This window comes from Pseudomonas rhizosphaerae (assembly GCF_000761155.1).
In the GTDB taxonomy this organism is placed as follows: domain Bacteria; phylum Pseudomonadota; class Gammaproteobacteria; order Pseudomonadales; family Pseudomonadaceae; genus Aquipseudomonas; species Aquipseudomonas rhizosphaerae.
Genome location: NZ_CP009533.1, coordinates 1,925,226 through 1,950,235, shown reverse-complemented (window position 1 = coordinate 1,950,235; position 25,010 = coordinate 1,925,226). Strand labels below are relative to the sequence as shown.

General features: G+C 60.3%; 28 protein-coding genes. All 28 read right to left on the bottom strand.

What is annotated here, in order from left to right:
- Nucleotides 1-105 precede the first annotated feature (105 nt).
- The 28 genes from LT40_RS08825 to LT40_RS08710 all read right to left on the bottom strand — a co-directional run bounded on the left by LT40_RS08825 (nt 106) and on the right by LT40_RS08710 (nt 24,944).
- Entirely contained in the window at nt 106-900 is a 795-nt protein-coding gene (locus tag LT40_RS08825; protein WP_043188995.1) for a DNA adenine methylase, read from the bottom strand.
- A gap of 221 nt (nt 901-1,121) precedes the next feature.
- On the bottom strand, nt 1,122-1,652 hold the full coding sequence (locus LT40_RS08820; RefSeq protein WP_043188990.1) for a hypothetical protein: 531 nt from the start codon (nt 1,650-1,652) through the stop codon (nt 1,122-1,124).
- A 62-nt stretch (nt 1,653-1,714) separates the two neighbouring features.
- Nucleotides 1,715-1,945 carry a hypothetical protein gene (locus tag LT40_RS08815; RefSeq protein WP_043188986.1) on the bottom strand — a complete coding sequence of 77 codons (231 nt, stop codon included), beginning with the start codon at nt 1,943-1,945 and terminating at the stop codon, nt 1,715-1,717.
- 51 nt (nt 1,946-1,996) lie between these two features.
- Nucleotides 1,997-2,437: a lysozyme gene (locus LT40_RS08810; RefSeq protein ID WP_043188983.1), complete on the bottom strand. Its 441-nt coding sequence runs from the start codon at nt 2,435-2,437 to the stop codon at nt 1,997-1,999.
- A 56-nt stretch (nt 2,438-2,493) separates the two neighbouring features.
- Entirely contained in the window at nt 2,494-2,724 is a 231-nt protein-coding gene (locus LT40_RS08805) for a hypothetical protein (protein ID WP_043188980.1), read from the bottom strand.
- Nucleotides 2,725-2,771: 47 nt separating this feature from the next.
- Nucleotides 2,772-3,644 carry a hypothetical protein gene (locus LT40_RS21580; RefSeq protein WP_148308541.1) on the bottom strand — a complete coding sequence of 291 codons (873 nt, stop codon included), beginning with the start codon at nt 3,642-3,644 and terminating at the stop codon, nt 2,772-2,774.
- A 312-nt stretch (nt 3,645-3,956) separates the two neighbouring features.
- Nucleotides 3,957-9,506, bottom strand: a complete 5,550-nt coding sequence (gpJ, locus tag LT40_RS22005) for a TipJ family phage tail tip protein (protein WP_084139762.1) — start codon at nt 9,504-9,506, stop codon at nt 3,957-3,959.
- Between the two features lie 57 nt (nt 9,507-9,563).
- Complete coding sequence (locus LT40_RS08795; RefSeq protein ID WP_043188977.1) at nt 9,564-10,151, bottom strand: tail assembly protein; 588 nt, start codon at nt 10,149-10,151, stop codon at nt 9,564-9,566.
- A gap of 56 nt (nt 10,152-10,207) precedes the next feature.
- Entirely contained in the window at nt 10,208-10,552 is a 345-nt protein-coding gene (locus LT40_RS08790) for a hypothetical protein (protein ID WP_043188974.1), read from the bottom strand.
- A gap of 27 nt (nt 10,553-10,579) precedes the next feature.
- Nucleotides 10,580-11,338 carry a C40 family peptidase gene (locus LT40_RS08785; protein WP_043188972.1) on the bottom strand — a complete coding sequence of 253 codons (759 nt, stop codon included), beginning with the start codon at nt 11,336-11,338 and terminating at the stop codon, nt 10,580-10,582.
- 2 nt (nt 11,339-11,340) lie between these two features.
- The gene (locus LT40_RS08780) at nt 11,341-12,090 is read right to left on the bottom strand and encodes a phage minor tail protein L (protein WP_043188969.1); all 750 of its coding nucleotides are present in this window, start codon (nt 12,088-12,090) and stop codon (nt 11,341-11,343) included.
- Nucleotides 12,087-12,425 (bottom strand): phage tail protein, encoded by a 339-nt coding sequence (locus tag LT40_RS08775; protein ID WP_043188966.1) that lies wholly within the window; start codon nt 12,423-12,425, stop codon nt 12,087-12,089. The genes LT40_RS08780 and LT40_RS08775 overlap by 4 nt, the downstream gene beginning before the upstream one ends.
- Nucleotides 12,425-15,736 carry a phage tail tape measure protein gene (locus LT40_RS08770; protein ID WP_043188963.1) on the bottom strand — a complete coding sequence of 1,104 codons (3,312 nt, stop codon included), beginning with the start codon at nt 15,734-15,736 and terminating at the stop codon, nt 12,425-12,427. Before LT40_RS08770 ends, LT40_RS08775 begins: the two co-directional genes overlap by 1 nt.
- Before the next feature lie 41 nt (nt 15,737-15,777).
- A complete protein-coding gene (locus LT40_RS08765) occupies nt 15,778-16,014 on the bottom strand; it encodes a hypothetical protein (protein ID WP_043188961.1) in 237 nt (78 codons plus the stop codon).
- Complete coding sequence (locus tag LT40_RS08760; protein ID WP_043188958.1) at nt 16,011-16,355, bottom strand: hypothetical protein; 345 nt, start codon at nt 16,353-16,355, stop codon at nt 16,011-16,013. The genes LT40_RS08765 and LT40_RS08760 overlap by 4 nt, the downstream gene beginning before the upstream one ends.
- A 39-nt stretch (nt 16,356-16,394) precedes the next feature.
- Nucleotides 16,395-16,895, bottom strand: coding sequence for a hypothetical protein (locus LT40_RS08755; RefSeq protein WP_043188956.1), 501 nt, complete (start codon nt 16,893-16,895; stop codon nt 16,395-16,397).
- Between the two features lie 54 nt (nt 16,896-16,949).
- Nucleotides 16,950-17,336, bottom strand: coding sequence for a DUF3168 domain-containing protein (locus tag LT40_RS08750; RefSeq protein WP_043188953.1), 387 nt, complete (start codon nt 17,334-17,336; stop codon nt 16,950-16,952).
- Nucleotides 17,329-17,829, bottom strand: coding sequence for an HK97 gp10 family phage protein (locus LT40_RS08745; RefSeq protein ID WP_043188950.1), 501 nt, complete (start codon nt 17,827-17,829; stop codon nt 17,329-17,331). Before LT40_RS08745 ends, LT40_RS08750 begins: the two co-directional genes overlap by 8 nt.
- 3 nt (nt 17,830-17,832) lie before the next feature.
- Entirely contained in the window at nt 17,833-18,000 is a 168-nt protein-coding gene (locus LT40_RS21735) for a DUF7210 family protein (RefSeq protein WP_167335521.1), read from the bottom strand.
- A gap of 8 nt (nt 18,001-18,008) precedes the next feature.
- Nucleotides 18,009-18,335, bottom strand: coding sequence for a head-tail adaptor protein (locus LT40_RS21190; RefSeq protein WP_084139761.1), 327 nt, complete (start codon nt 18,333-18,335; stop codon nt 18,009-18,011).
- Entirely contained in the window at nt 18,332-18,673 is a 342-nt protein-coding gene (locus tag LT40_RS08740) for a head-tail connector protein (protein WP_043188947.1), read from the bottom strand. Before LT40_RS08740 ends, LT40_RS21190 begins: the two co-directional genes overlap by 4 nt.
- A gap of 3 nt (nt 18,674-18,676) precedes the next feature.
- Nucleotides 18,677-19,201 (bottom strand): hypothetical protein, encoded by a 525-nt coding sequence (locus LT40_RS08735; protein ID WP_043188945.1) that lies wholly within the window; start codon nt 19,199-19,201, stop codon nt 18,677-18,679.
- 48 nt (nt 19,202-19,249) lie between these two features.
- Nucleotides 19,250-20,437: a phage major capsid protein gene (locus tag LT40_RS08730; RefSeq protein WP_043188941.1), complete on the bottom strand. Its 1,188-nt coding sequence runs from the start codon at nt 20,435-20,437 to the stop codon at nt 19,250-19,252.
- A gap of 2 nt (nt 20,438-20,439) precedes the next feature.
- On the bottom strand, nt 20,440-21,297 hold the full coding sequence (locus LT40_RS08725; protein WP_043188939.1) for a head maturation protease, ClpP-related: 858 nt from the start codon (nt 21,295-21,297) through the stop codon (nt 20,440-20,442).
- Between the two features lie 3 nt (nt 21,298-21,300).
- Complete coding sequence (locus LT40_RS08720; protein WP_043188937.1) at nt 21,301-22,602, bottom strand: phage portal protein; 1,302 nt, start codon at nt 22,600-22,602, stop codon at nt 21,301-21,303.
- Complete coding sequence (locus LT40_RS21730) at nt 22,595-22,756, bottom strand: hypothetical protein (protein ID WP_167335520.1); 162 nt, start codon at nt 22,754-22,756, stop codon at nt 22,595-22,597. The genes LT40_RS08720 and LT40_RS21730 overlap by 8 nt, the downstream gene beginning before the upstream one ends.
- Complete coding sequence (locus tag LT40_RS08715) at nt 22,753-24,438, bottom strand: terminase large subunit (RefSeq protein WP_167335533.1); 1,686 nt, start codon at nt 24,436-24,438, stop codon at nt 22,753-22,755. Before LT40_RS08715 ends, LT40_RS21730 begins: the two co-directional genes overlap by 4 nt.
- Nucleotides 24,438-24,944, bottom strand: a complete 507-nt coding sequence (locus tag LT40_RS08710; RefSeq protein ID WP_043188932.1) for a hypothetical protein — start codon at nt 24,942-24,944, stop codon at nt 24,438-24,440. Before LT40_RS08710 ends, LT40_RS08715 begins: the two co-directional genes overlap by 1 nt.
- Nucleotides 24,945-25,010: the final 66 nt, after the last annotated feature.

Sequence of the window (25,010 nt, the reverse complement as noted above, 5' to 3'; positions counted from 1 at the left end):
GATTTGCAAGTCGTATTGTTCTAGCCTAAATCGACGCAACGACCTGGTCTTTTGTTGAATTCCATTCCAAACAGCATTGGTACCTACGCTAGTATGATGCTTACCCTAAAAAAGGTGACCTAGATCCGACGGTTTCCAGTTCATAATCACCAGTTCACCTGCTAGATCAGACTGACCGTTTCTCTGGTTGGCCGTCGTGTAGCGGATATCCAGTCTCTCGTAATGGAATCCTTCAAACACCTTTCGGATGTCGGGATGATCATTGATGCTGACCATCACCTTTCCCTTGCACGTCCGCATGAATTCAGCCATGCGAATGTAGTTCTCGAACGGAAAGTCCACGCCGTAGCCGGCCGTTTCCCAGTATGGCGGATCCATGTAGTGAAACGTGTGCGGTCGGTCATAACGCTGAACGCAGTCATGCCAGGGCAAGTGCTCGACATAGGTACCCGCCAGGCGCTGCCATGCGGCCGATAGGTTTTCTTCGATTCGCAGCAAGTTGATGGCTGGCCCAGTCGTGGCTGTACCAAAGGTCTGACCCGAAACCTTGCCACCAAACGCGTGGTGCTGCAGATAGAAAAAACGGGCGGCTCGCTGAATATCGGTCAGTATTTCGGGCCGGGTCATCTTCTGCCACTCGAACACCTGGCGCGAGCTCAGCGCCCATTTGAATTGACGCACGAACTCTTCCAGGTGATTTTGAATGACACGATACAGCGTGACCAAATCACCGTTGATATCGTTAAGCACCTCGACAGGCGCCGGCTGGGGCCGCAGGAAAAACAACGCTGCTCCGCCCGCGAAGGCTTCGACGTAGCAGTCGTGTGGTGGGAATAGGGGGATGAGACGATCGGCCAGGCGGCGTTTGCCACCCATCCAAGGTATGACGGGATTCGACATGATTTAGCAAGCCTTTACTGTATGTATGAACAGGTGCTAGGCTCCCCCCGCTTTGTGCACGAAGCAGGGAGCCTTGGCTGGACTTGCAGGATTGGTCTGCGGTTCGGCGGCCGGCTGCCATGTTGAAGCATGGTGGACGGCCGCTTCTTTTCATTTTTTCTAGGACGTGTGGTGAACTTGGGAAGACGGTTCAATCCAGCACCAAGACCATCGCGCCGACATCAATTGCCTGGGTTGAAGTAGTCGCGGTACGGCTGGACAGCGGCATCCTTGGTCAGGTTGAGTTCCATCAGCCGCAACCGGCCAACACCGCCCAGGCCTTGGAATCGGATCCAGACCCTTTTCGTATCAGCGCCAGTCGTGAACTGCAGTGACCAACGAGCTTCAGCTGCCGCCGCCGTGAATCGCATGGAGCCCAGGGTGGTGCCAGGGAAGGCATGGCCAGCTCCGTCGTCCGCGCCGGTGTTGATCTGCACCTGCGGGTAGTTCCCGGTGAAGTTGGCCGTTCGGGTACCGCTGACGGTGTAGGTCGTGGACGGTTCCACCAGCATCCCCGAATCAGCGTCGTTCGAGGTGGTGAAATTGTCGAAATTGCCTGACACGCCGTTGTACTCGACAAACGGGTCGCCGCCATTGAAGCCTGCCTCTGTCTTTCGAACGTAGGCAGGATCAGCAGACCATCCGGCCAGATCGGTCTCGAACTTGTAGTTCTGAATAAGCTGCAGCCCGCGGCGGTCTTCCTGGCTAGCCATGACGCCTTGAACTGATGCCTTGTTTCCTGGCCCTGCAATGACTCCATTCCCTACCGCGACCGTCATAGCTCGTCGGTCTCATAGACGGCGTTTCCGGTGGGAGTGACTCGGAACAAGCCGCGGCCCAGCCATAGGGCCTGGCAGCCGGTTTCTGTGAATGTGAAGGCGGGAACCCAGGTATCGCCAGCTTGCTTCTCGACGATGACCGTGCCCGTCTTGACCACAGTGGTTATTACGACAGGCGAATTGGACCAGCGCCAAGGGAAGGTTTTCTGAACGGTGTATGCAGCCACGATGGTCACCTTAGGAAAGCAGCGCGGTGGAGCGCTTGATTGTTGGTCAGGTCACGCGATTCCCAGGAACAAGGCCCGTTCGGCGGCGCGCCGCTTGACTAGGCCTGACAGCACCTTGCCGCCAGCATGGACCCAGCGGGAGAACTGCTCGGCGGCACCGGCGGTATCACCGGCATTCAGCTTGCGCAGCAGCGTCGACTTGGTGAAATTGCCTTCCCCGACGTTGTAGGTAAACGACACGAGCGCATCGAACTGGCCTTGGGTGACCGGCACGCGAACCGCGCGCTCCACGATGCGCTCGAAACGCACCAGATCTTCCGCCAGCATCTGCTCGGCCTGGGCTTCCGTGATCACCATGTTCCGGGTGACGCCCGACGTGCTGCCGTAACCGATTGTCCAAGGCAGGCCGCCGGTGCCGGGGTCGGGGTAGGCCTTGAGCCGCAGGCCCTCTGCGGATTTGATCAGGGCGATGCCCTTCGATGAGGTCTTCATGCTTTTCTCCGGACGTAAAAAAGCCCGCTCGAGGCGGGCATATGGAGTGGGGTGTTTTACTCAGCAGTCGGCGATTCATCTGCTGCCGGCGAGGGCTCTGGCACGGCCTTGGTGCTGATCGTCACCTTCGCGCTGTAGCTGTTGAGCAACTGAGCGGTCCGGATCGACGATTGGGGGAACGACTGCAGGATCTCCCGCGCTTTGGCGTCCGCTTCGGCTTCGGTGGCGTATTCCACCTGGTTGTTGGGGTCGTACGAGTTCGCACCGTTGATGACGATGTAAGGCATGGTGTCTCTCCAAGTGAGGGGCCGCACAACGGGGCCCGGTTGAGTAATCAGTTGAAAGGAAATGGTAGGTTTGAGGTTCGGATGACCAGAGCCGTGGGAAAACGGTCTGTAGGGATTCCATAAAATAGTGTCCAACTCCCGCTGGAACTTTGTTGAGGCGTTCCCCCGGCTGGACCAAACATAAACCGAATGCCCCCGGTGTATCCGCCACAACCCTCCTCCAATCCGAATTGAAAGTTTGCACCGCTCGGTGTTTGCATTTGAACAGTGGCGCCACGAGTAAATGTCAGATGCGCTGCGTACTCTTCATTTGCGAAAGGGATATCTACCTTCGAGTAAATAACCGAGGCAACAGTTTGGCTATTCCCATACGTGATATCTTGGTTGTAACCGTTCACATATGTTGTAGCCCTGCTGCCGTTATCAACACCAGAACCATAAGGCGGTGGCGGTACGCCTGGGATCGTGGGTGCTTGTACTACCGCAAGTACGTTTAATGGCACCATATACGAATTAAAAGTTAGAGCGCCTGTTGCGACATTTCGGCAGCGCAGCCTTGGTCCAGAACCCATTTCTCGCATTTGGTCGAATGCGTAGACCTTGGTATTTGCATCGGCGTTCAGATAGAAATATGTGATGGTATTGCCTGATATCGTCGACCCGTTCAACGTGCCATTCCCTACGATAAATAGCATCGGCGCGACGGCATTCGGAACAGTGAAGTTCCAAACTTGGTCTGAAAGTCCGGGGCTGTCGACCCAGTTCTGTCCATTGTTCGGGTCGAGCTGGATAGACCTCAGGTATTTTCTTGGCCAACGTTCTCCCTGTGTCAACCGCCCGCTTTTCACCAAGCCGTAAGTGATCCTTTGAGTATCTAGCAACAACGTACCGTCAAGCTTTCTTACTTTTAATCCTGCCATTAGTAATATCCATAGGAGATTTTGCAGTTGGCAGAAAAGTACCCCCAGCCATTTGTGTTATAGGAATAGGCCCATGACAACGTATTTCCCGAGATTGTAACACCTGGTCGCTTACCCTTTTCCCTCTGCAGGTCAACAAGAGGCAGGATGTTATAGAACAACGTTTTCCCCGGTGGCGGTGAAGGGATCGAAACCGATCCATTGACCGCATTGGTTATTACTGAGCCCAAGTCCTGACTGTAATTCCCGGTCATGTTTAGAATTTCTTGGCCGTTTGCAGGATTACGCAGAATCAACCCAGCCATTATTTTATTACCCCATGCTTAACTCCACCACAACTACGCCGTTTTGCACCATGAATATGCCATCTTGTCGGATGAACATGTAGGCGCCGTTGGTTGTTCTGTTCTGGATAAGGATCTGACCAGCGTTAAAATCGACGTTCATGACCGGCTGGCCGTAGTTGGTGTACGTTTGTGAATACAGTGACTGTCCGACGATTCCTTGCTGGATCGTGGCTTTTTTGAGATAGGCATCTGCCAAGAAGACTTGCCCATTTTCCACAGCGAACGGCGATGTCAAAGTACCGCTCAAGTCGGATGGCAACACGACGAACCTGTCAGCGCTGACAGCAAATGTCCCTTGAGTTACGCCTCCCTCGCTCTCAAGGCCAATACCAAAGCCCGCAGCGACCTTCATCCCACCGCTTGTTGTCATCACTTTCACGGAGTACTGCGCGTTCACTTGCCCATTCAACCCCGCAAGCGCGGTGGAGGTCTGCTGGACTGCTGCCCTGGTATCACCCAGCGTGGACTGGACGGTGTCGACCCGTTGTCCCAGAGCCTGATCCGCATTGACGCGAGCCGTGGTCTCGTTGTTGAGCACGGTTGCCACATCCCCAACGTACGCGCTCAGATTTGTGACCTGCTTAGCCTGTGCAGTCAGCTTGTCACCCTGCTGCGTGACCTCCGAGGAAAGCGAGGTCAAGGCGCGACTTGTTGCGGTGCGGTTGCCTTGGAGCGTTGATACACCATTGTTCAGATCGGTGATGCTGGTGCTCTGGCTCTTGTTGACCCCTTCGGCTGCAGTGACCCTGTTGGCCAGTGTATCTACGGCAGATGCACTGGCTTTGGTGCCGAGGCCACTTGTGGTGCTGTTGACCGTGTTTTCAAGACTGGTTGTTCGAGCTGATACGCTAGTCAGGTTGCCCCCTTGCTGGTTGACCGTGGAGGTCAATGAATCAAGAGCGCGACTCGACGCAGCCGGACTCACGCGCCCCACAACGATCCATTCAAAGTCGAACACGCCAGACCCCGAAAGACCGATATCCAAACGCAGAGACGTGATGGTGCTTGCGGTCCAGTCGCTTCCCCCGGCCGTAAGAGAAGCCATGTCGAACTCAACGACCTTGCTTTCGCCCACAGCCAAGTTGGGATTGGGGATCGCCTTGTAGTAGTTGGCTGTAAAACCATGGGCACTTGTGGCGTAAAACACCAACCCATCCCAGTCAGTGGCCGGCGCGCCCGCGCGACGGGTAATCGATACTCTGACCTTTGTGTACAGCGCACCGTTGATGCTGAGCCCGTCAACTTTGATGCTGGGATCGCCAGATGTAGAGGTCTGCCGAAGCACCCCGGGCGAAGCCATGGACAGAGTTGAGTTCGCGGGAGTCCACCCCTCAGCGCCGGCATCGAAATTCCAAAGCCCGCCAGTAGCAGGGTCAATCCCGAAGGCCCCCATGCTGCCCTGAACACCTGCAACAGTATTGGACAAGCTGACCACGCTGTTACTGGTCGAGGTCAGGGCTGCGCCCTGCTGATCCACCTTACTGCCCAGTGAGGAAATGGCACTGGACGTCGTTATCAGATCAGCCGTGTTCACTTGGCCGTTATTGCTCCAGCCTGTAGCCACGTTGCCGTATTCAACTTGGGGGCGGGCCAGTTCAATGTACCCGTCCGAAACACTTTCGCTGCCGTATACCCTGTAGAACATCACCAGGGCGACGGTGCCAGCCACCGGAGACGGCACGCTCAAAGCGATTCGCTGGGTAGAGCCGGTCAAGTAATACATAACCGTGTTTGTGGTTGTGAGCACACCGCCCGAGGCGTTGACCTGCTGAATGAAGATCCGAAAACCGAGACCGACTGTGCCACGCACGAAGATCGACGAAGCCACGGGCTGGCCCTCAGAGACCTTCGGCAGTCTGTTGCCGTTGTTGCGGATAGACCTGTACAGCGCACTCTGGTTGATGCCCGTGACCGCAATGCGCTGGGCCTTCTCTGCTGTATTCAGCCAGGAGGGCACCAACGAAAAGACACCCGTAGAAGCACCGGGAGAGCCGGGTGCATCCGTGAGATACCCTTCGGCCACCGTTCCATCGGCACCAGGCTTAACGAAGTCTGGGTTATAGGCCAGGTTCTCGCCCCCGGCATACGAGAGGTTGTTGTTCAGACTGACAATGCTACTGCTCTGAGAAGTGATGGCGGTCTCAGTTGCAGTAACCCGGTTCGTCAGAGCCGACACGGCACTGGCGTCGGCTTTGGTTTGCACCTGGGTCAGCGCGTTGGCCGCGGCCGTCGCCGCATCTGTCGCCACCTTGTCGGTTACAGCCGCCCAGGCCGAGCCATTCCAGCGCTTGGGCGTATTGGCCCCGCCGGTAATATCGATCCAGAGGTTCTGCGCCAGCTGGTCCGCTACTGCGGGCGTTCCCGTCTGCACCAGCACCTTGCCTTTGCTGCCGGCCAGCGTGGCAGCGTTGTTTGCTGCCGTCTGGGCATTGCCGACGTTGGTGTTCGTCGTCTTCAGGCTGTTGTCCAGACCTGTGATGGCCGAGCCTTGGCTTGTGAGCGAGTTTTCAGCGCTGGTCACTCGGTTGCCCAAGGTCTGCACGCTGCTGGCCGATGCCTTGCCGTCCACGTCTGTGCGCAGGCCGGTGATCTGCTGGGCCTGTGAGGTGTTCACGTCCTCGACCGAAGTTACCTTCATCTCAACCGTCTGCACGCGCGCGGCGAGGCCGTTCGCGGTGACCACCGCCTGACCAACATTCAGCCAGTACGTGGTGTTCGGCGGCGGCATGTTGATCGGCACTGCCTTGACTGCCTGATAGATAACGCCATCAGCCCCCAGCACTCCCTGGCCTATGGCATAGGCCTGGTCTGGCTTGTACGGCATCGAGTCGGCGAGATCGGCGATCGTGTCGATCTGCTCCTGCAGCTCGGTCTTCACACCCGCCAACTCGGTATCGACGGCAGCAATCTGCTCGGCCAGCAGGTCCTTGGCTTCCTGCAGGCGCTTATTCACGGAGGCCGGGCCGTTGCCGCTGATCAACTCAATCTCAGCGGCCAATTCTTTGCCCAGCGCGGACTCGCCGACTTGGCCGGCAATCTGGTCGAGAATGGCGCCAGCATCGCTGCTGGGTTCACCACGCACGCCCACGCCGGCTGGGTAGAACGGGCCGACGTTGCCGGTGCGATCCACTAGGCGCGCCCAGAAGAAAAAGGCCGCACCCGCGCGCAGGTTCTGCAGCACATGGTCGCTTTGCGGGTACGCCAGGTCGGACAGCTTGGTCGCTGCCGTCACGTCGGTACCCTGGCTGTACCAGAGCTCGGTGCGCTGGGTATCTTCCGCACCAGGCGGGAAGGTCCAGTGCACACCGATGCCGAAGAGCAAGCTCTCGGTGGTGAGCGAGGTGACTGCCGGCGGAAGTCCGGCCTTGCCGTTCAGTTGGGTCAGCTGCGAGCTTTTCCAGATCGACGTGATATCGAACGCACTCACCGCACGGACACGGGCCAGGTAAGCGCCAGCATAGATACCGACCACGTCCACAGACGCCGCCCCAGTGCGCTGCAGCCGTACCCAGTTCCCATTGTCCTTGCGCCATTCGACGTCATAAGCAACGGCGCCCTGCACCGCGGGCCAGGCAATGGTCATGGTGCTGATCGCAATCCCCTGATCAATCATGTGCCCCGCCGACAGCGAAACGCTGTCCGGCGGCGCCACGGTGGTCACCGGAATGACGCTGATCGGGCGCTCGTCCAACTTGGCGCCTGTGTCGATTGCCGGGAATTTGCTCGGATTGAACTCCAGCGCAGTGATCTCGTAGTCGCCGTCTTGGGTGCGCACCGTCTTAAGCACGCGAAACAGCTGAACCGCTAGGTCGTCGTAGTCGATCGCCCACTGCAGCTCAGATTCTGGCTGCATGCCGTAATCAGTGGTCACCGTCACTGCGCGCCCAGCAACAGACTTCACGGTGCGCGCCTGGGCGGTCCCGTTCGGCAGATTCACTATCAGCCGATCACCAGCTTTGATCGGAGTGTCGCGGTCCAGGGTGATCACGCGGCCGGCTGCAGACGAGATCCGGCCACCGTTCGGGCGACCTGCCACCAATTCGTCAGCCACCGGAATGACGTAGCCCGGCAGCGGGATACGGCCTTCCATGCCGGTCTTGAAGGTGACGGTCCGGTCCTGGTTGTTGCTCAACAGCGCCCACTTGCCGCGGCGCTGCGCCTCGGAGGCACGGGTACAGCCGATCGCCGATAACTCGATGGGTCGGTCACGGTACCGGCGCTGCAGCGCATTATCGGTCACAGGAATGACGTCGGTGTCGTAGTTGTTGGCTGGGTTGTCGTAGCTGACCAAAGCGCGGCTGTAGTGCGTGCTGCGCTCAGCGCCGCCGTATATGAACTCGCCGTCGATCACATTCGACCGGGTGAAGACGTAGTCGATGTCCTGCGCGCGCGGCATGTCCGCCTGCATGAACAGCGATCCGTGGGCCCAGTACACCATGCCTCGGTAGATGGCCGACAGGTCGCGCAACAGCGTCCAGGCCTCGGCACGGCCCTGCAGGTTCAGGTCACACAGGAAACGGGGCTCTTGGCCGCCCACGCCATCTGGCACCTGCTGGTCGCAGTACTGGGCGATCCGATACATCTCCCACTTGTCGACCATCCACGACTTTATGCGTTTACCCAGCCCGAAGCGGTCTTCGACGCACAGACCGTACGTCACGAACGCGGGGTTGTTGGTCCAAGCCTGCTTGAAGGTGCCGTCCCAGACCCCGGTATAGATGCGGCTGATCGGGTTGTAGTTGCTCGGTACTGGCCAACGCTTGGCCTTACAGTCGACGGTCACCGCCGGGATGTTCTGGAACTGCTGGGCATCGAACTCGATGTACAGCAGCGCGGTGTTCGGATAGCGCAGTTTCTCGTCGATGATCTCGGTGTAACCCGCGATGGTCATCGTGTCGGCGATGGTACCTTTGTTGGCGTTCGGCGTGAGCCGACGGACACGCATCATCCAGCCCGAGGTCGCTTTCGGCAGATCGACGCGGACTGACCGCTGGTATCCATTGGTGGACTTGCCGTCTACGGCGCCGCGGTGAGCTTCAGCATAGGCACCGCCATCAGTGGCGATATCGATCGCGTACTCGATCCGGTAGCCGTTGGTATTGCCGCTGCTGTCCTGCTGGGCCAGGCGCGGCCATGACATGCGAACCCGAACAGCGGAGAGCTGGGTGTTACTCAGGGCGCGAGCGAACGGGTTGTCGCTGCGCAGCTCGACGTTGACCGTGGTCTCGTTTTCGACCGCGGGGATACCCTGGATGTATTCCTGCTCAAGGCTGCCGCTGCGCCACTCCCACTTCACGCCCGGGAAGTTGACGTTGCCGCTTGCGTCCACGATAGGCGTGTTGTCCAGGTAGATGTCGCGAGCAGTTGGAATGCCATCGAACTCACCCTCCCCCACGGCCAGCAACAGTTTCGCGATGTTCGTGGACTGAAGGCTGTCGGGCGCCTCGACCGGCGTCTTTGGCTTGCTCTCGCCGCCTTTGTCGCCAGTAATATCCAAGTGAGCTGCTGCGCCCATGCTTTCCTCCAGGCAATAAAAAAACCGCCCGGAGGCGGCTGGTTTGCTGATGTGACGTTAGGTCTTATCTTCGGCGTAGATCGAGGCGGATATGATCGCCCCGCCCCAGCGGCGCTCGCCGATGCAGATGGGGACCGGATTTCCGCTGGCAGTGGTGTTCTTGGCTGAGCCGAAGGCGTACGACGGCAGGTTCTCGGGCGAGCCGCTTTGAGTAAGGCCTTTCGCCTGTGGGCTCAGCATCTGCATAACGCCGCCAGCGACCAGTGATATGCCAATAGGCAGCAGAGCCTGGAAGCCTGGTATGAATGATGCCGCGATAAGGATTGCCCCGATCACAGTTTGCAGCACGCCACCGCGCTTGCTCCCTCCCACAGCGGGCACAATCCTGATCTCCCTGGTGCCGCCTCGGTCGAATCCATCCTGACCAATATTCTTTCCATTTCGGAAAATTGCGAATCTCATCCCCAGCCGATCAAGTCGCTTGATCTCATCCTCAAAGCCAGGGATCGTGGCCTTTAACGCTTTGAAGGCCTCCCAAGATTTCCCTGTGTCCAGTAGCCGTCTATGCAGCCTGCCGAACTTCACAGCCAGTGAGCCAGAAAGCTTGATTGCAGTTAGACGGCCATCGTGTGCTGCAGCGGCCATGTTTCCTCCAGACGTAAAAAAACCGCCCGGAGGCGGCTCTCATGTTTTGGCGCTCACTAAAGGCAGGATCTGACTGCCCCCTCAATATCGCTTCGACCCAAACCCGGCGACCAGGCCATGCGCTGCCGTAGCATCACAGAACTTCCGGACTTGGTTTTCTTGATGTCCAGCAGTTCGTCAGCCATGTTACTGCTGGCAACCCACAGCCTGTAACCGCTCTCGGTCTCCACCATGGAGGAGTCTGCGCGAGCCGCCTGCCACTTTGGGAACACGCAAAGCGCGTAGCGTTTGGGATCCTTCGAAGTATTGGCGCTTATGCTGGGATTGTTCTTTTCCAGATCGCCTGGCGACACGCACCCCGCGAGCAAAACCAAACCCAATGCTCCTATCAAAATTCGCATGTGCTCCCTCCTCAAACTGAGAATGTATCATCCCGGCGCCATTTTATGTCGCAACACAAGCCGAGTCCGCCCGAGCCAGGGTCCGCCGAACACGACAATTTCTGACGGCCGCCCCAACAGGTGATGCAGCATGAATGGGCCTGGCCCGAAGACTTGGGCGTGTGTCTCTGGCAGTTGTACGTCGGTGTCCAGATAGATGCCGGCGTGATTGGGGTGAGCGGTGCGACCTACGGCCATGACGATCATGTCGCCGCGCTGGGGCTGGCTGACCTGGTAGAAGCCGGCCCCCTCGAAGGCCTGCTCGTACAGGCTCGGACCGGCAGCATTCTCCCACCAGCCCTCCTCGCGGGCGTAGGCTGGAAACTCCAGCCCCCATTCCCGTTCGTACCAGTCAGCACAGACCTGCCAGCAGTCCCAAGCCCCGTGCACGAACGGTCGGCCCAGCAACGGTGTGTCGCCGGTGGGGGTGATGGATCGCAGGTCGCCCTCCGGCCACGAAAGGATGTACCAGGGCAGGCCCGTGGCTTCACACATGGCCAGGTCACGCGGCGACGGCTTGCTGGTGGCGTCAGGGTGCGAGTGCACAATGCCGATCACCTCGCCCAGATCTTCACCTTCGGCGTATTGTTCCGGCGCGATGCGGAACTCTTCTGTGGGGTCCTGGGCGACGTTGGAGCACGGGTGGTATACCTGCTTGCGGCCGATCTGAAGCAGCAGGCCGCAACACTCGCGCGGGTATTCAGCCGCTGCGTGCGCTTGCACGGCGGCCAGGATGTGCTTGCGCATGCTCAACTCCGGGCAATCAAGGAAACAGCAGGGAACCCGCCAAAGGGCAACGGGTTGCCCTCGCGGAAGCGAACGGTGCAGCCGGTATCAAGGCAGCCGTTGCACTCGTCCTTGGCCAGGTCGGTAGTCGGTTTGCCGTCCATGTCGTAATAGGGTCCGGTATAGCCGCAGTTGGGCCCGCGGTACCCGGCAGTCATGGCCCAGTGGCACAGCTGCGTCATCTGCCGGCCGATCGTTTCACCGCCTACATCGCCGGGGCTGGCCAGCTCCCACGCAACCGCGGTGCCGTTCTCCGACACTTTCTGGTCGATGTACCAGACCTCGATGCTTTCCTCCGATGGATTTGCTGAAGGGTTGCCGCCGGGGAAGTTCTCAGCGTCGAGATACTCGGCAAAGGTGTGCCGCATGGTCAGCTGGAATTCCAGCAGGTTGTCGAAGGCCAGGCAAAGCGCCGTGATCCTGCCGTTGACGTTGCCAACGCTCAAGGTAGGCCGGACCGCAGTGCCGTCCGAGTTCGCCTCGATACCATCGATCTGCATGGGCCATGCACCGTACTCGTTGCCTTGCCACCAGATCGACTTGGCCGGCAACTGATCGGCATTGGCGCCAGCGGTGGCCAACTCCTCCGGCGTGTGCGGTATTGCATGCCCATGGAACCGCAGGATATCGGCACCAAAGTCCGAGCCGTCCAGCTCAAACAGCAGGATCTCGGCGCCTGGATCGAGTTTCTGTAACTGAGTGATCAGGCTCATGGTTGATACGCTCGCTCAAAGGTTGCCGACAGCACCACGACATCACCCGGCTTGCGCTGCTGCCGGAAGGTCTCGCATCGGTACATCCCGAGCACCCCTTCAGGGTTAGTCCACAAGAACGACTTGGCGCCGCGGTGGCGCCGTATGAAGGCCAGGGGCGGAGCTATCTCGTCAGCGAGGCCGCCAAACGACAATGACCAGCTATCAGTCTCGCCGTTGAGCCCATCGCTCGACACCTGCGCATAGCCATCCCCGAACTGCGACTTCCTTGTCCTCAGTGTGCTGTCGCCACTGGCTTCGTCGTCAGGTGTCCAGGTGAATGTTTCGATCGCCATCAGCGTCTCCCACTGCTGTTCCGGTGACTGAGCCCCCCAGCTCGCCAAGAGTCAGAAACCGCTTTTTCCGCAATGCCCTGCATCTGGCGCTGCATGTTCTGTTGAAGGGCCTCGGTGTCCAGCTCCATACCCTCGGAGCTTCTATCCTCCAGCGTCACGGCCACAGGCGCACTGACTTGGACGAGTGTTGAGCCACCACCCCCGCCACCTACCATCTGCACCCCCAGCGATCCGTCCGCGCCGCGCGCCAGTGGCATGATGGCTTCAGGCCCGGCCTCACCTGCGATGCCGAGTCCACCCCCGGCCATGCCGAATCCAGTCGGCTTGGTCAGAACACTGTTGGTAGCGAACGCACCGCCCTTCGCGAACATTTGCACGCCGCCATCCCATCCGCCGCCCAGTGCCTGGAAGTAGGCATTCGAGTACCCCGCCTGTGAGGCGCCAAGGTTTGACGAGACCGCGCCGGCAGAGCCCGGCGCCATGCCGTTGCCAGCGCCGCCGAAGTAGCTGCCAACCGCAGACACCCCCAGCCCTACCAGCCCGCTCAGCAGCGAACTTGCCGCCTGCTGGCTGGCAATTCGCGCCATGTCTGCAATCACGCTGGAGGCGAAATCCTTGAAGTTGGCCTTTCCCGTGACGGCAAACTCGGCCAAGGCATCTTTTGCAGTGTTGAAGCCTGAGGTAAGCATCTCGTCGGTGGTGCCAGCCACATTTTCGGCGTCGGCCTGAATGTTGGCCCAGGCGCGCTTGGCGCCGTTTCGATAGTCCCGCTGTGCGACCAGTCTGGCGTCGTAGCCATCCACCTCCATCTGAAGCTCACGGGCCTGAAAATCGCCTAGATCGGCGAGACGCTGCTGGTAGGCATCATCACTTAATCGACGGGACACATCCTCTTGCTGCTCTTCCAACTGCCGGCGCGCCTCGGCGTATCTCTGCCGCACCCCATTGAGTCGGTCGGCTTGATCCCGCTCGTTATCGCCCATGCCGATGCCGGACACATCAGCATTTATCGCGTCCTGGCGCGTTTGCAGCACCACCTCCATGGCCTTGCGGTATGACTCGGCACTGTTGCGCCGTGCCTCTGCAAGCTTTCGCTCCTCTTCGGCACGCTTCTGAAGCACTGGTGCGGCATAGGCGGTGTTCAGATTTTTGATGCCAAGCTCCATCTCGGCGGCGGTAATCTTGCCGCTGGCCTGAGCCTTGCGTAGACCCTGGATACCCTCTTTCAGGTCGTCGAGGCGCTTACGCTCTGGCAGGGCGCGGTCGATGATCGCATCCAGCGCCTTGACTTCATCCTTGAGCGCTTTTGCCCGGTCTTTACTGCCTTGGGTGGAATCCTTATTGGCTTTCTTCTGGGCCTCGATGGCACTGGCCGCAGAGAGAATGGCCAGCCGATCGGTCTCGGTAAGATCCGCGTTCTCGGCGATATGCCGGTTTGCGATCTTGATCGCGTCACCGTTGTCCTGAAGCCCGGCCAGCTGCTTCTGGAGCGTGTCCAGATAGGTCTGGCCGGCAGAGCTCATGCCTGCCTTCGCAGCATTGTTGGCCTGGGTGGAGGCAGTATTGCGATCGGTCTCACCGGTCAGTTCTGCCAGCTTGGCGCGAAGGTTTATAAGCTCAACGCTGAGATCGGACGCCTTTATTTGGCCTGTCTCGATCGCCTGCGCCATGGCCTCAGTGACGCCAGGGATGCCGCGGACTTCGTCAGCTACTGCCTTCCAATCCACGACCGCGCCGGTCGCTGCCTGATTCGCAGCAGCACGAACTAAGTCCAGCGCTCTTTGGGCCTCCTGCGGCATCGGCGCCAGCCCGGCAATGAACCCATCGACGCCCGCAGCACCCATGCCGCGCAGGTCGTTCTCGAACTTGTCAGCGATGGCGCCTGACGTTTGACCCAGATTACTCTGCAAGTCGTCGATCTTGCCTTGCAGCTCTCTGAGCGCCACTGCCTGGGTCGCGCTGTTCAGCTTGTTGAACCGCTCTACCACCTTGTCGAGTGGCTCGGCCAGGTCGCCGAGCTTTTTCTCGAGCCCGTCGGAGTTTTCGCTGAGCATCAGGAAGCTTGCCGCGGCGGTGCCTGCGAGCAGCGCCAGCCCCACCGGTCCGCCCAACGCCGACAGCAACCCACCGGTGGCTGCCCGCGTGAGATTCGCCTGGGCGATGGTCAGGGCTTCAGTCGACGCCGTAAGCGCCGCCTGTTTGGGCAGCAGCTGCGTCTGCACGACCGACAAGCGCTGCAGGCCAGTGGTGGCAGCTACCGACGCCTCTGCCTGTTGCAGCTGCGCCTGGGCGTAAACCCGCTGGGCGTCGGCGGCGCGAATCGCGGCTCTGGCATTTTCAACTTCAGCGATGCGCTGCGCCAATGCCGCCTTCAGCGCCAAACCTGCCTTGGCCACATACAGCGTCAGCGCCGCAGCACCCGCACCGGCCATCGCGGTGGCTACAAGGTCGACGTTGTCCGCCAGTACCAGCAACACCTGCGAAAGCGTGCCAACCGCCCCAGTGCGTTCCTCCATATTGCCCAGGAACGTGCTGACGGCATTGCCGATATTGACCAGCGCATCTTGCACGCTCGTGGACATTTCGGCGGCAGCTTGGCGATTGGCATCGACAGTGCGAAGCAGACCGGTATTGAGGTCATCCAGCGACAGTTTGCCTTCCACGCCCAGCTTGCGAATGGCATCGGCGCTCTTGCCAGTACCCGTTGCAATTGCCTGCACGATGGTGGGCATAGCGCTTTGGATGGATACCCACCCATCGGCCTCAATCTTGCCGGTTTGCAGTGCCTTCGAATAAGCATCGAGTGCCGACGAGGCCTTGTCAGCCGTGGCAGCGTTGGTCACAAGTTGGAAGCTGAAGCTGTCGGTGATGTCGAGTGTCTGCTGGGTGTTGAATCCCAAACTGCGCATCACGTCTGCTGTGCGGATGTAGAGTTCTTGCGCTTCAGCCAGTGGTCGGTAGGTCTCCTGCGCGGTACGCATCAGGTGATCCTGAACAACCTGATACTCGGAAGCACTGCCAGCGGCGGCCCTCATGCGGTCGGACATTTGTCCGTAGGCGTCCACCTGCTTGATGATGCCGCCAATTACGCCGGCGCCTGCAACCGCAGCAAATGCGCCGCGCATCAACACACCCGCTGATTGCGCTGCAGAGCCTGCCCTGTCGAAAGCAGAATCGACGGTAGCCAGGTTGCGGTCGATCGCCTGGGTACTGCGTGCCACCAGTTGGTCGGCATTCGCCAGCTCGCGGCGCAGCTGGGCCGTGGTCGCCTCGATCTGGACCAGCATCCCCTGGACTTGTTGATCGGCCATGCATTTCTCCAAGCACAAAAAAGCCGCCCGGAGGCGGCGACTTACTCTTGCTGCCGACCTCGGAAAAAGGCCTTCAGTTTGTCGGCAACGGTACCAGGCCTGCGCGAGGCCTCCTGCTGGTTCGACGCAGTGCCCTGACCGCGACCGGTCCAGTCGATCCGCGCATCCAGCGCCAGCATCAATTGCGGTATGGGCGTTCGCCAGGCGGTATCAGGCGGCCAGCCAAGCCAGCCGGTGGCCACGCCGAACAGATAGTCGACGTAGCTACCGTCCTTCACGGCGCTGTGCTGTCCGCCTCGTCCTTTCCCCGAGCGGCCACACTCGGCGGTACCGGGTTGAGCAGCACCGCGATGAAGTCGGTCAGCTGTGCTGAGACCTTGGCGACGCCGGTGCTGAACACCTCAGTAGCTACTTGAGAGTGCTTGTCCGGCGTAAGCCCGGCGCCGGCGACAATGATGTCGGCACTGGCCGCAATGCTCATCAGCCGCATGGATTCGAGCGCGCCGCGTAAGCCCCCAAAACGGCTCTCAATCAGCAGCGCTGCTTCGAGCGTCGGGCGCAGGGTGTAGGTTCGAGCACCAATCACCAGAGTGATGGTGCCGTACAGAGCTTCGCTCATGGATTCGCCTCAGAATGAACGGGGCCGCAGCCCCGTCGGTCAGGGAGCGGCCGGGCCGGCCACGATTTCGAGAATGTCGGTGCTGATTCCGAGGGTGACGTTGCGGCGTACGACGTTGTCAGCATTACCGGCGGCCACCTTGTTGTTCATGACCTTGGCCCCGAAGTAGAACGTGGTCGGCAGCACCGGCGGGGTGGCAGTGGCATCGCCGTCGTTGAGCACGACCTTGATGTTGTAGTTGCCCTTCGAACGGTCCTTATGGGCGACGGCCACGGCCTTTTGGCCCGCATCGCCATTGTCCAGGCCGACCACCAGCGTCATGTCGCCGGCATCGGCGGTGCCCTTGTACTTGCGCACGCGGCCCCCGCGCAGGGCGGTGAAGTTCACCGCATTGAAGGTGTCACCGAACTCACCCAGGTCTTCGATCTCGCCCACATCCACGTAGGTGTCGGCCTTGTACTCGGTTTCGGTTGCAGCGCCGGTCTTACCGCCTAGGTAAAGGCGGCAGTCCGCAGCTGTATTCAGGTTGTCATCAGCCATGGGGGTTCCTCCAAGGGCACATTGGATAAAGCCGCTGCGCGGCTAGCAGTTGAATCAGTGGGTTGTGATGACGCGGACCGTGATCGAACCTTGATACGTGATGCCGTCAGCATCGCGCTGGGCATCGGACTGGATCACGCGTACGGAGACTGCTCGGCCAACCTCCAGCGCAAGCGGGCGCTCGTCGAGCGCAGCAATCACCTCGCCGTTGAGGCGCTTGACCTCCGCCTGGCCTCCAGCATCCGACCAGACCGATAGGTAGAGCAGGCGCTGCTCGCGCTTGCGGCCCGAGATAGGACTGTCGTTGACCGACACCTCCCGGTCGATTGAAACGTACGGCATATCGGCGTTCATGGGCGCGCCGTCGTAAACGGGACAGCTCACCTCGGCCTGCAGCCTGGCGAAAATCGCTTCTTGCAAGGCAACGGAAGGGTCAGGCATTGCCCACCCCCTGGCTCGCCTTGCGCAGCGTTCGCCGCACGGCCTCCTCGATATCGGCCATTACATACTCCCGATTCACGTCCATCGACGGCCGAAGCCAAGGGTGAGCCGGGCGGGCCGGAATATCGGGGTATTTGCCGAAGAAGTGCACGCCATCGCTCTTGTTGGTCGAGCGCTGATTACGGTTGCCGCCTCGCTTGCCGCTGCGGTAGCCCTTGGTACCGAACTCGATAAAGCGCAAGTAGAAGAACTTCCGGTTGTCGCGTTTGCCGCGAATGCCGATCTGCGCATCAAGGCCGCTTGGGGCTACGTAGATCTTCAGCGCGCCAGCAGCGGCGCCCGTATCCCTGGGCATCAGTTGTTGCTGCGTAGACAAGACACGTTCTGCCGCCTTGCGCATGGCCGGCGCCAGCTCGTTGTCCATCGTCTTATGGATATTGCGCAGCGTCCGCCGGAGGCGAATATCGCCGCGCATTTTAGAACGGCGGGCCATGGCTTACTCCTTGGCCTGGTCGCCCTTCGTCGGTTTGGTAACCTCGACTACCTCCTCGGCGTAGCCGCGGGCAATCAAACCCTCGCCTTGTTCCTTAGAGACGGTAAATTCCTCACCCTTCTCGCGTTCGCCAGAGGCACCGGTCAGCGGACCCAATGCACGTATTTTCATAAGTCACCTCAAGGATTTGGTACCGAAGAGCAAAGAAGCCTCATCAGTGTGTTTTCGTTATCAGGTAATACAGCCTCAACCTGGTACGTGACGCCCCGCCGCGTCAGTCTTGCACCCGCAACCATGTCCGCTCGAGGTCGACCGATGATCTCGGCCGTCACTATTGCGTTCAGCTTTTCGGCCACAGCGATGACCCGCCCAGAGGGGGTTCGTACTTGACCCCACATTTCCGGGCGAGCGGCAGGAAGCCAGGTGACAACTGCGCCTCCGGACTTGGTGCGCTCTTCATGCCGGAAGGTCACTTTGAACAAGTGCCGAAGCGGCCCGGCCCTCATACGCCCCACCCGACCCGGTACGGAGTCAGCAGTGCTTGCGATCCTCTGGGTAACTCGGTAGCGATCGTGCCAGTCACGACGTCCTCACGGTTGGCGTATAGGTGCCCCAGGATCAGCAGGCAGGCCGACTTGAACGGGGCGTTACTGAGCATGGGTTGTTCCCCGGCCATCCCTGCTGCGACGGCATCTGCCATCGATTGAGCATCGGCGTAAACCAGGCGATTGAGATAGTTCACAGCCGAATGCTCAGCCGCCTCGATCAGCAGTTGCAGGTAGTCGTCGTCATCGTCTGGATCACGCAGGTGGGCTCGGGCCTGCGCCATGCTGATCACTGACATTAGTCACTCCTCGAACGGCGTGCGCGATATCAGCTGCCGCTGCTCGAGCTCCTCAGCATGAAGCTTTGGCACCTGGTAGCTTGGCCCGCCGCGCCGGCGCAGCTCGCCCTCGTCCATGAACGAGCGCAGCGGGTAAACCTCGACCGTGGTTGGATTCAAATCGACCGTAACGCTCGAGGTGGATTCGCCCAGCTCTGCCGCATCGGTAGCACCATGCAGCGCATCGCCAGTCTGGCCAGGCTGGCTCAGCGAGGCACCTGCACCTGCACCTGCACCTGCAGCATCCTCTGCCGGGGTAGCAACCGGCGTCAGCTCTGTCGGTAGTTCGGTCACCGGACTGCCCGTTTCTTGCGTGTCGCTGGCGCCAGGGTCAGCAGCGGGTCCGGCAACTGCCGTACTCGGCTCGACCGCATCGACAGCGGTGGCGTTGCTGCCGCTGGGCGGCGAGATCAAGCCCTGTTCAGCAGGTGCTGGTACAGCCTGCTCAGGTACCGTGCTGGGTTTGTCTTGCTTCTTGCTGCTAGCCATGGATATCGCTCCTGTACGGCGCCATCGCTGGCGCCTTGGGGTGGAGGGTTACGAGCCGCTGCCGGTCAGCGGGCCAGTAACGAAGGCCTCGCCGCGGTAGATGGCGAAGGCCAAACGCTCTTCGGCGCGGATAGTTGCCATGTTGTTCTCGAAGTCCTTGTCGTTCTCAGTGGAGATCAGCACTTCGATTTCCATGCGATCAAAGATCTGTGCACCCAACTTGAATGCGCCGACCAGGAAGTCGTCCTGCGTCATAGCCTGGGTCGAGACAACCGGACGGTTCCACAGACGTGGAGTGGTGCCGTCCTGCGGCTCGCCGATGATGTAGCGACCTTCGCCATCCTTGGTCAGCTCGATAGCGGCCCAGTCGATCGGGTTGAGCACGATGCCGTCCGATGGGAACTCGGCCAACTCGGCCTGCAGCAGGGCGAGGCGCAGGCGGTCAATGCGCTGCTCGCCAACCACTGCCACGCCTGCGGGAGCGGCATATAGCTGCGCAACGGTCATGAGGCCCTGCAAGTTGGCACCAGTGCCGTTGCCGTACAGCAGCTGGGCCTCTTCAGCCATCAGCAGGCCATAACGCGCACGAGCGTCGATGTAGCTCTGCAGCGCCTGAGCATCGTCGAGCATCTGGCGGCTGGCTTTGAACAGATGCGCGATGGTGCGCACGTTGGCGGTGGCCAGTTCGAACGCGATGTCCGAGTAGGGTTTGGCCGTGTTCTCGGCGACGGCTCGAGCGTTGTTCGTGAAACCGCTTTCACGCACATACTCGATCGAGTTGGCTTCAGTGGTACCAGGTGCCACCAAGTCGCGGATGGTCAGGCGACGTTGAGGGGGAGCAATGATGCCTGGCTGGCGATCTGCAGTGGTCAGAGCGCCGCCGGTGGCCGTGGTGATAGCGGCACGCGGTACCGACACACGGCGCGAGCCACGGAAGGAGGAGTTCATGCCCTGCATTTCTTCGCTGCCAACGACCAGAGCGCCGACCGATTTCTGCGGCTCTTCGCGGTCAGCCGGCGCGCGGCTGGCGTTGACCAGCTTCTGCTCGGCTTCTTGCAGGCGCGCCGACACCTCGCCTTGCTTGGTCAGCAGTTCGTCGACCTTGGCGCGGGTTTCGGCGTTCATCTCGCCGGTGGCCTTGATCTGCTTTTCGGTGGCTTCAGCCTGGGCTTTGATCTGGTCGCCAATGCCCTTGAGGGTAGCGTTGAATTCCTTGACTTGGGCTTCGTAGTCCATGGTCACTTTCCTTTCAGAGATTTGAGAAGATCGGTTGCCGCGCTCAGAGAGGCGGAGAGGTCTGGCGCGACAGCGCTGGGCTTATCGGTCGAGGCAGCGTTACGCGTGCCCCCGCCGGCAGCGCGAGGCGTGCCGGACTTGAAACTGGCGAACAGCTCGCGGCGCTCGGAGCGGGTCATGCCCGCTTTGGCCAGTGCAGTGTCCATGGCCTTGAGTGCATTGGCTTGGCCGACCTCCTCGGTCTCGCGCTCGGTGACCTCGGTCGCTGCCAGCAGGCCGGTGGCCAGTCCTAGCTCCACCGCGCGCTTGCCACGGATGAACGTCTCGTCATCCATCAATTCGGCCATGTCCTCGACGGACTGTCCGCTGGTCTCGGCGTAGAGATCGGCCATGGCGGCGTCGAACTCCTCCATGTCGTCCGATACGTCGCGTAGGTAGTGGCGGTTACCGGAGAGGAAGGTCCAACAGTTGTGAATCATCAGGAAGGCGCTGCTGGCCACCTCACGTTTCTTGCCGGCCAAATACACAATCGAGGCTGCGCTAGCGGCCATGCCCAGCACCTTGGTCGTGACCATCTGGCTGTGTTCACGCAAGCGGTTGTAGATGGCGATCCCTTCGAACATGTCGCCACCTGGTGAGTTGATGTACACCGTCACCTCGCGATCGCCGATCGCTCGCAGCGCTGCATCGATGCGCTTGACGGTCACACCTTCTCCATACCAGTCCTCGCCGATCACGCCGTAGATGGTGATGGTTTCCGAGGTGTTTTCCACGGCCGCCTGGATGGCCGGGTTCCATTTGTCGAGCGCACGCGGGCTCATCTCGCTGCGCAGACCGCGAGACTGGATCTTGTGTTTCATGAGTTACTCCTCGGATTCGCTCTTGAGCCAGTTCATCAGCGCGTTGCGCGCGGCTTGGCTGTCGTTCTGTTTTCCCAACTGCTCCAGCGGCACCAGGTTCGATTGCACCGTCAGGATGTCGCCGCCGGGTTTGCTCGGCATGTTCTCTTTGTGCCGGCCCTCGTTTCGCGTCATCAGGCCGTTTTGGCTCATGGTGCTCAAATAGGCGGCACGGCCAGCGCTGTCAGCGCGCAGAAAAGCTTCCAGCGAGAATTCCGAGTAATGCTTGATCCGGTCCACCGCCGTCATGCAGCGCTTGTTTACGCACTGCTCGATCGGCGCGGTGTAGGTCATGATGCAGTAGGTGAGGAATGCGATCTGCTGTTGTTCAAGACCGGTACCCCAGTTGCTGCCCTTGTCTGTTTTCATCACCATCCAGGGCGGCACGCCGAACCACCGGCAGATCTCCTCGATGCTGTGGCCCCGCGATTCGAGCAACTGAGCGTCAGCTGGGTTGATGCCAATCATCTCAGGCTTCACGCCCTGCTCGAGCACCGGACTCTTGCCCGCATTGAGCGCGCCGGAGATCGTCTTGACGTAGTCACGAAACTCGGCGCGCTGCGTTGGGTTGAGCGTCTTGTCCACAGAGAAGGCTACGGTGGGCATCATCCCGTTCTTGAATGTGGTGTTCGCCGCATCATCAGCCGACATCGCCGAGCCGAATACATCGGCGCCATAGCGAATGGCCGACAAGCCCATCCTGCCATCCAGGGTGAAGGCCGGGATGTGCAGCATGTCGCCCCGGGCGATCTCCCGGCGAGCGCCTTTACGTGGTTGGAAGAAGTAGCGCAGCCGACCATCGTCGTCCGTTTCCGGCGTCACCCGCGACGGCATCAGGAAGTCCAGTGCGATCACCCGACCGCCAGCCCGGTGAATCTCGCAATAAGCATTGCCCCACAGCAGCATCGAAGCGACGACCGCTTGCCAGAAGTGGAAGGCCGCCATGTCCTCATTCGGGCTGTTGTGCACAACGTCGTAGAGCGGGAAGTCCCGGGCTGTCTCGCGTCCACCGTCGGGGAGACGACGGTAGATGCTGAGCGGCAACCCTGCGACGGACGTGGAGATGATTCGCACACACGCCCACACAGCTGAAAGCCGCATGGCCTTGTCGACCGTCACTGACTTGCCGCTGCTGGACTGCGCGCTCATGAAGGCGTTCCAGAAGCCGCCGTCTGACAATCGAATGCTCTTGCCAAGCCAGCCGCTCACGCTGGCCGTGGGCTTGGTCGCAGCGGTACCCAGCGCCTGGGTGAGGGATTTAATCACTGCTCAGCCCTCGTCGGATGAATGCTGCAATGCTGAACAAGCTGGCAGCACCGGCGAGCAGTGACCAGCCTGTACCGAACAGCACCCAGACCCCGGCACACGCCAAGCCAAACGCGAGCAGCGCAGAGATGATGAAGTAGTGAAATGCGTTCATGCGATCAATGGGTCCCGAATACCGGCCATGAAATTTTCCATTCCGCCCTGCCCCTCTGGATTGAGAGCCATCAGCGTCACGGCGTTGAACAGCGCCATCAGCGGGTCAATCTTGGCCGAGCCGCTGGCCTGCTTGGTGATCAGGATCGAGTTACCGCGTGGCTCGACCTTGGCGTTGCCGCAGCACCAGGCCATCATTGGCTGACCACCGTGCAGTAGCGTGCCCTCGGCCAGCTTGCGCTCGGCAGTCTTGATCGCCCCGCCTAAACGCCAGCCCTGTGAAATGCCGTCGATCTTCTCGCGTGGAATCCCTAAAGCCTCCAGCTCATCGAGAATTGCGCCAACGCCGGCCGGGTCCAGGCCGACCTTATCCAGCAAGCCGGCCTGCTCGACCTGCGCCACTAACTGCGCCACCTCCTTGATGTCGTCGCCGATGCGCTCGACAAGGGTCAGGTGCCCATCTTTCGCAAAGTCACGGATGCGTGGTGCCTCTGCTTTTCGCCGCTCGAGCACCGAGGGGTGCGCCCAGGCATGTGTCCAGGTCAGCCAGCGCCGGGTTGCGCGCTCGCGGCCAACTGCAGCCAGCCCCAGCAAGTCATCCAAGCCGCCTCCATCGACACCGATATCAATCACCTCGCAGCGCTCGATCAGATCTTCCAGCGTGCGGCACAGCTCGGACGCCTGCACCTCCCAGAAGTCAGCACCCGCCCAACGATCCGAGAGCAGCGCTAAGCCGATCTCCACGTTGAGGTGCTTGGCCAGGAAGCCACGGAACGACTCTTCGCCGTCGAGCTGAGCCTGCGTGTAACCGCGCTCAATGAACGGCTCATCGACTGACAGTCCTAGGTTGGGGTTGGTGACATAGGCATTGGAAAAGTCGCGATGTTTACCAGCGTCAAGCATGGCCTTCGGGAACTCATACAACACCGGAAGAAACGACGGGTCTTTAATTTCGCCGTCTCGCACCTTGCGGGCATACATGAGCTTCTGCCGAAAGACACCTGCCGGCGGCGCATCAGACTGAGTCGTCGCCCAGATGATGAACCCCTCCGGCCGTGATGCTAGGCCGCCCGTGGCCTCGCGCAACATGGCTTCGGCGTTGGCTCGCTTGCCGAACACCCATAGTTCGTCGATGAACACGCCAATGGCTTTCTTGCCCGACACAGTCTCGCTGTCAGCCGCCACCACCTTCAGCGTGGCGCCGGTCTCCATGTGGGTCACGGTACGCAGGTGGTCTTGCACCTTCAGCAAGGCGGACAACTCCTCGTCAGCCTTCACCATGTCCCGAATCGGGATGTAGGAGTTGTCAGCGATCTCCTTAGTCGGGGCTAGGATGATGAACTCACCCGACGTCCGCCAGTTCAGCACCAGAGCCGTCAGCATGATACCGGCGGCAATGGTCGACTTGCCGTTCTTCTTGCTGATCAGGAGCATGAACTCACTAATCATCCGGCGGCCGCTGTACGGGTCATAGGCGCCGAAGATGGCTGCGACGAACTCGTTCACCCATGAGCGCACGGTCTCGCTCATCAGCGGGCTGCCGGTGGCATCTACCATGCGCAGGTCGCCGAAGACTTCCAGCGCCTCAGCTGCTTGATCAGGGAATAGAGGTTCGAACGGTATCAAGCTCTGGCGGGCAACAATGCGCTGCTCCCAGTCTGTACAGGCCGTTGACCACTCCATCATTTCACCACCGAGAGCGGGCCTTTACGCACGCCGAACCTGCCCTGGGCAGCGCCGGCCGCCTTTTCCTTGGCCACTTCTTTCTTGCCGCTCTCACCCTTGCGTGGGTGAATGAATGGCATCAGCGCCTTTGCTGCGTCCACGCGCAGCTTGGCCTCGGCCTCGAAGTCATTCATCGTTGCCAGTAGGAAGTCCTTCGGATCAGAAAACCGCAGAGCCTTTGACAGATCGAAGGCCGCGTCGCCCTGCTCCTCTGTCGGTAGATCCTGACCGTCGACTACCGAAGGTGCCGCCGTAGCCGGGGGGCTGCCTTTAACAAATTTGTTAACTTTTTTGTTAACTGGTTGACCGGTCAAAGCCTCGATCACGAACCTGTCTTTCGCCAACCTGGCGCCGGCCTGTGCAGCGCTGGAAGCCGCGTATCCTGCGGCTATCGCAGCGTCTTTGTTGGACGCACCTCCCCTCACCGCATCGACAAATGCGCGCTTTTTAGGGGTGAGTGCCATTTAACAAAAAATCCTGAGCGGGAAAAAATCTGTACGTGGGGTCGGAAGCGGTCTAGCTAGTGGAAC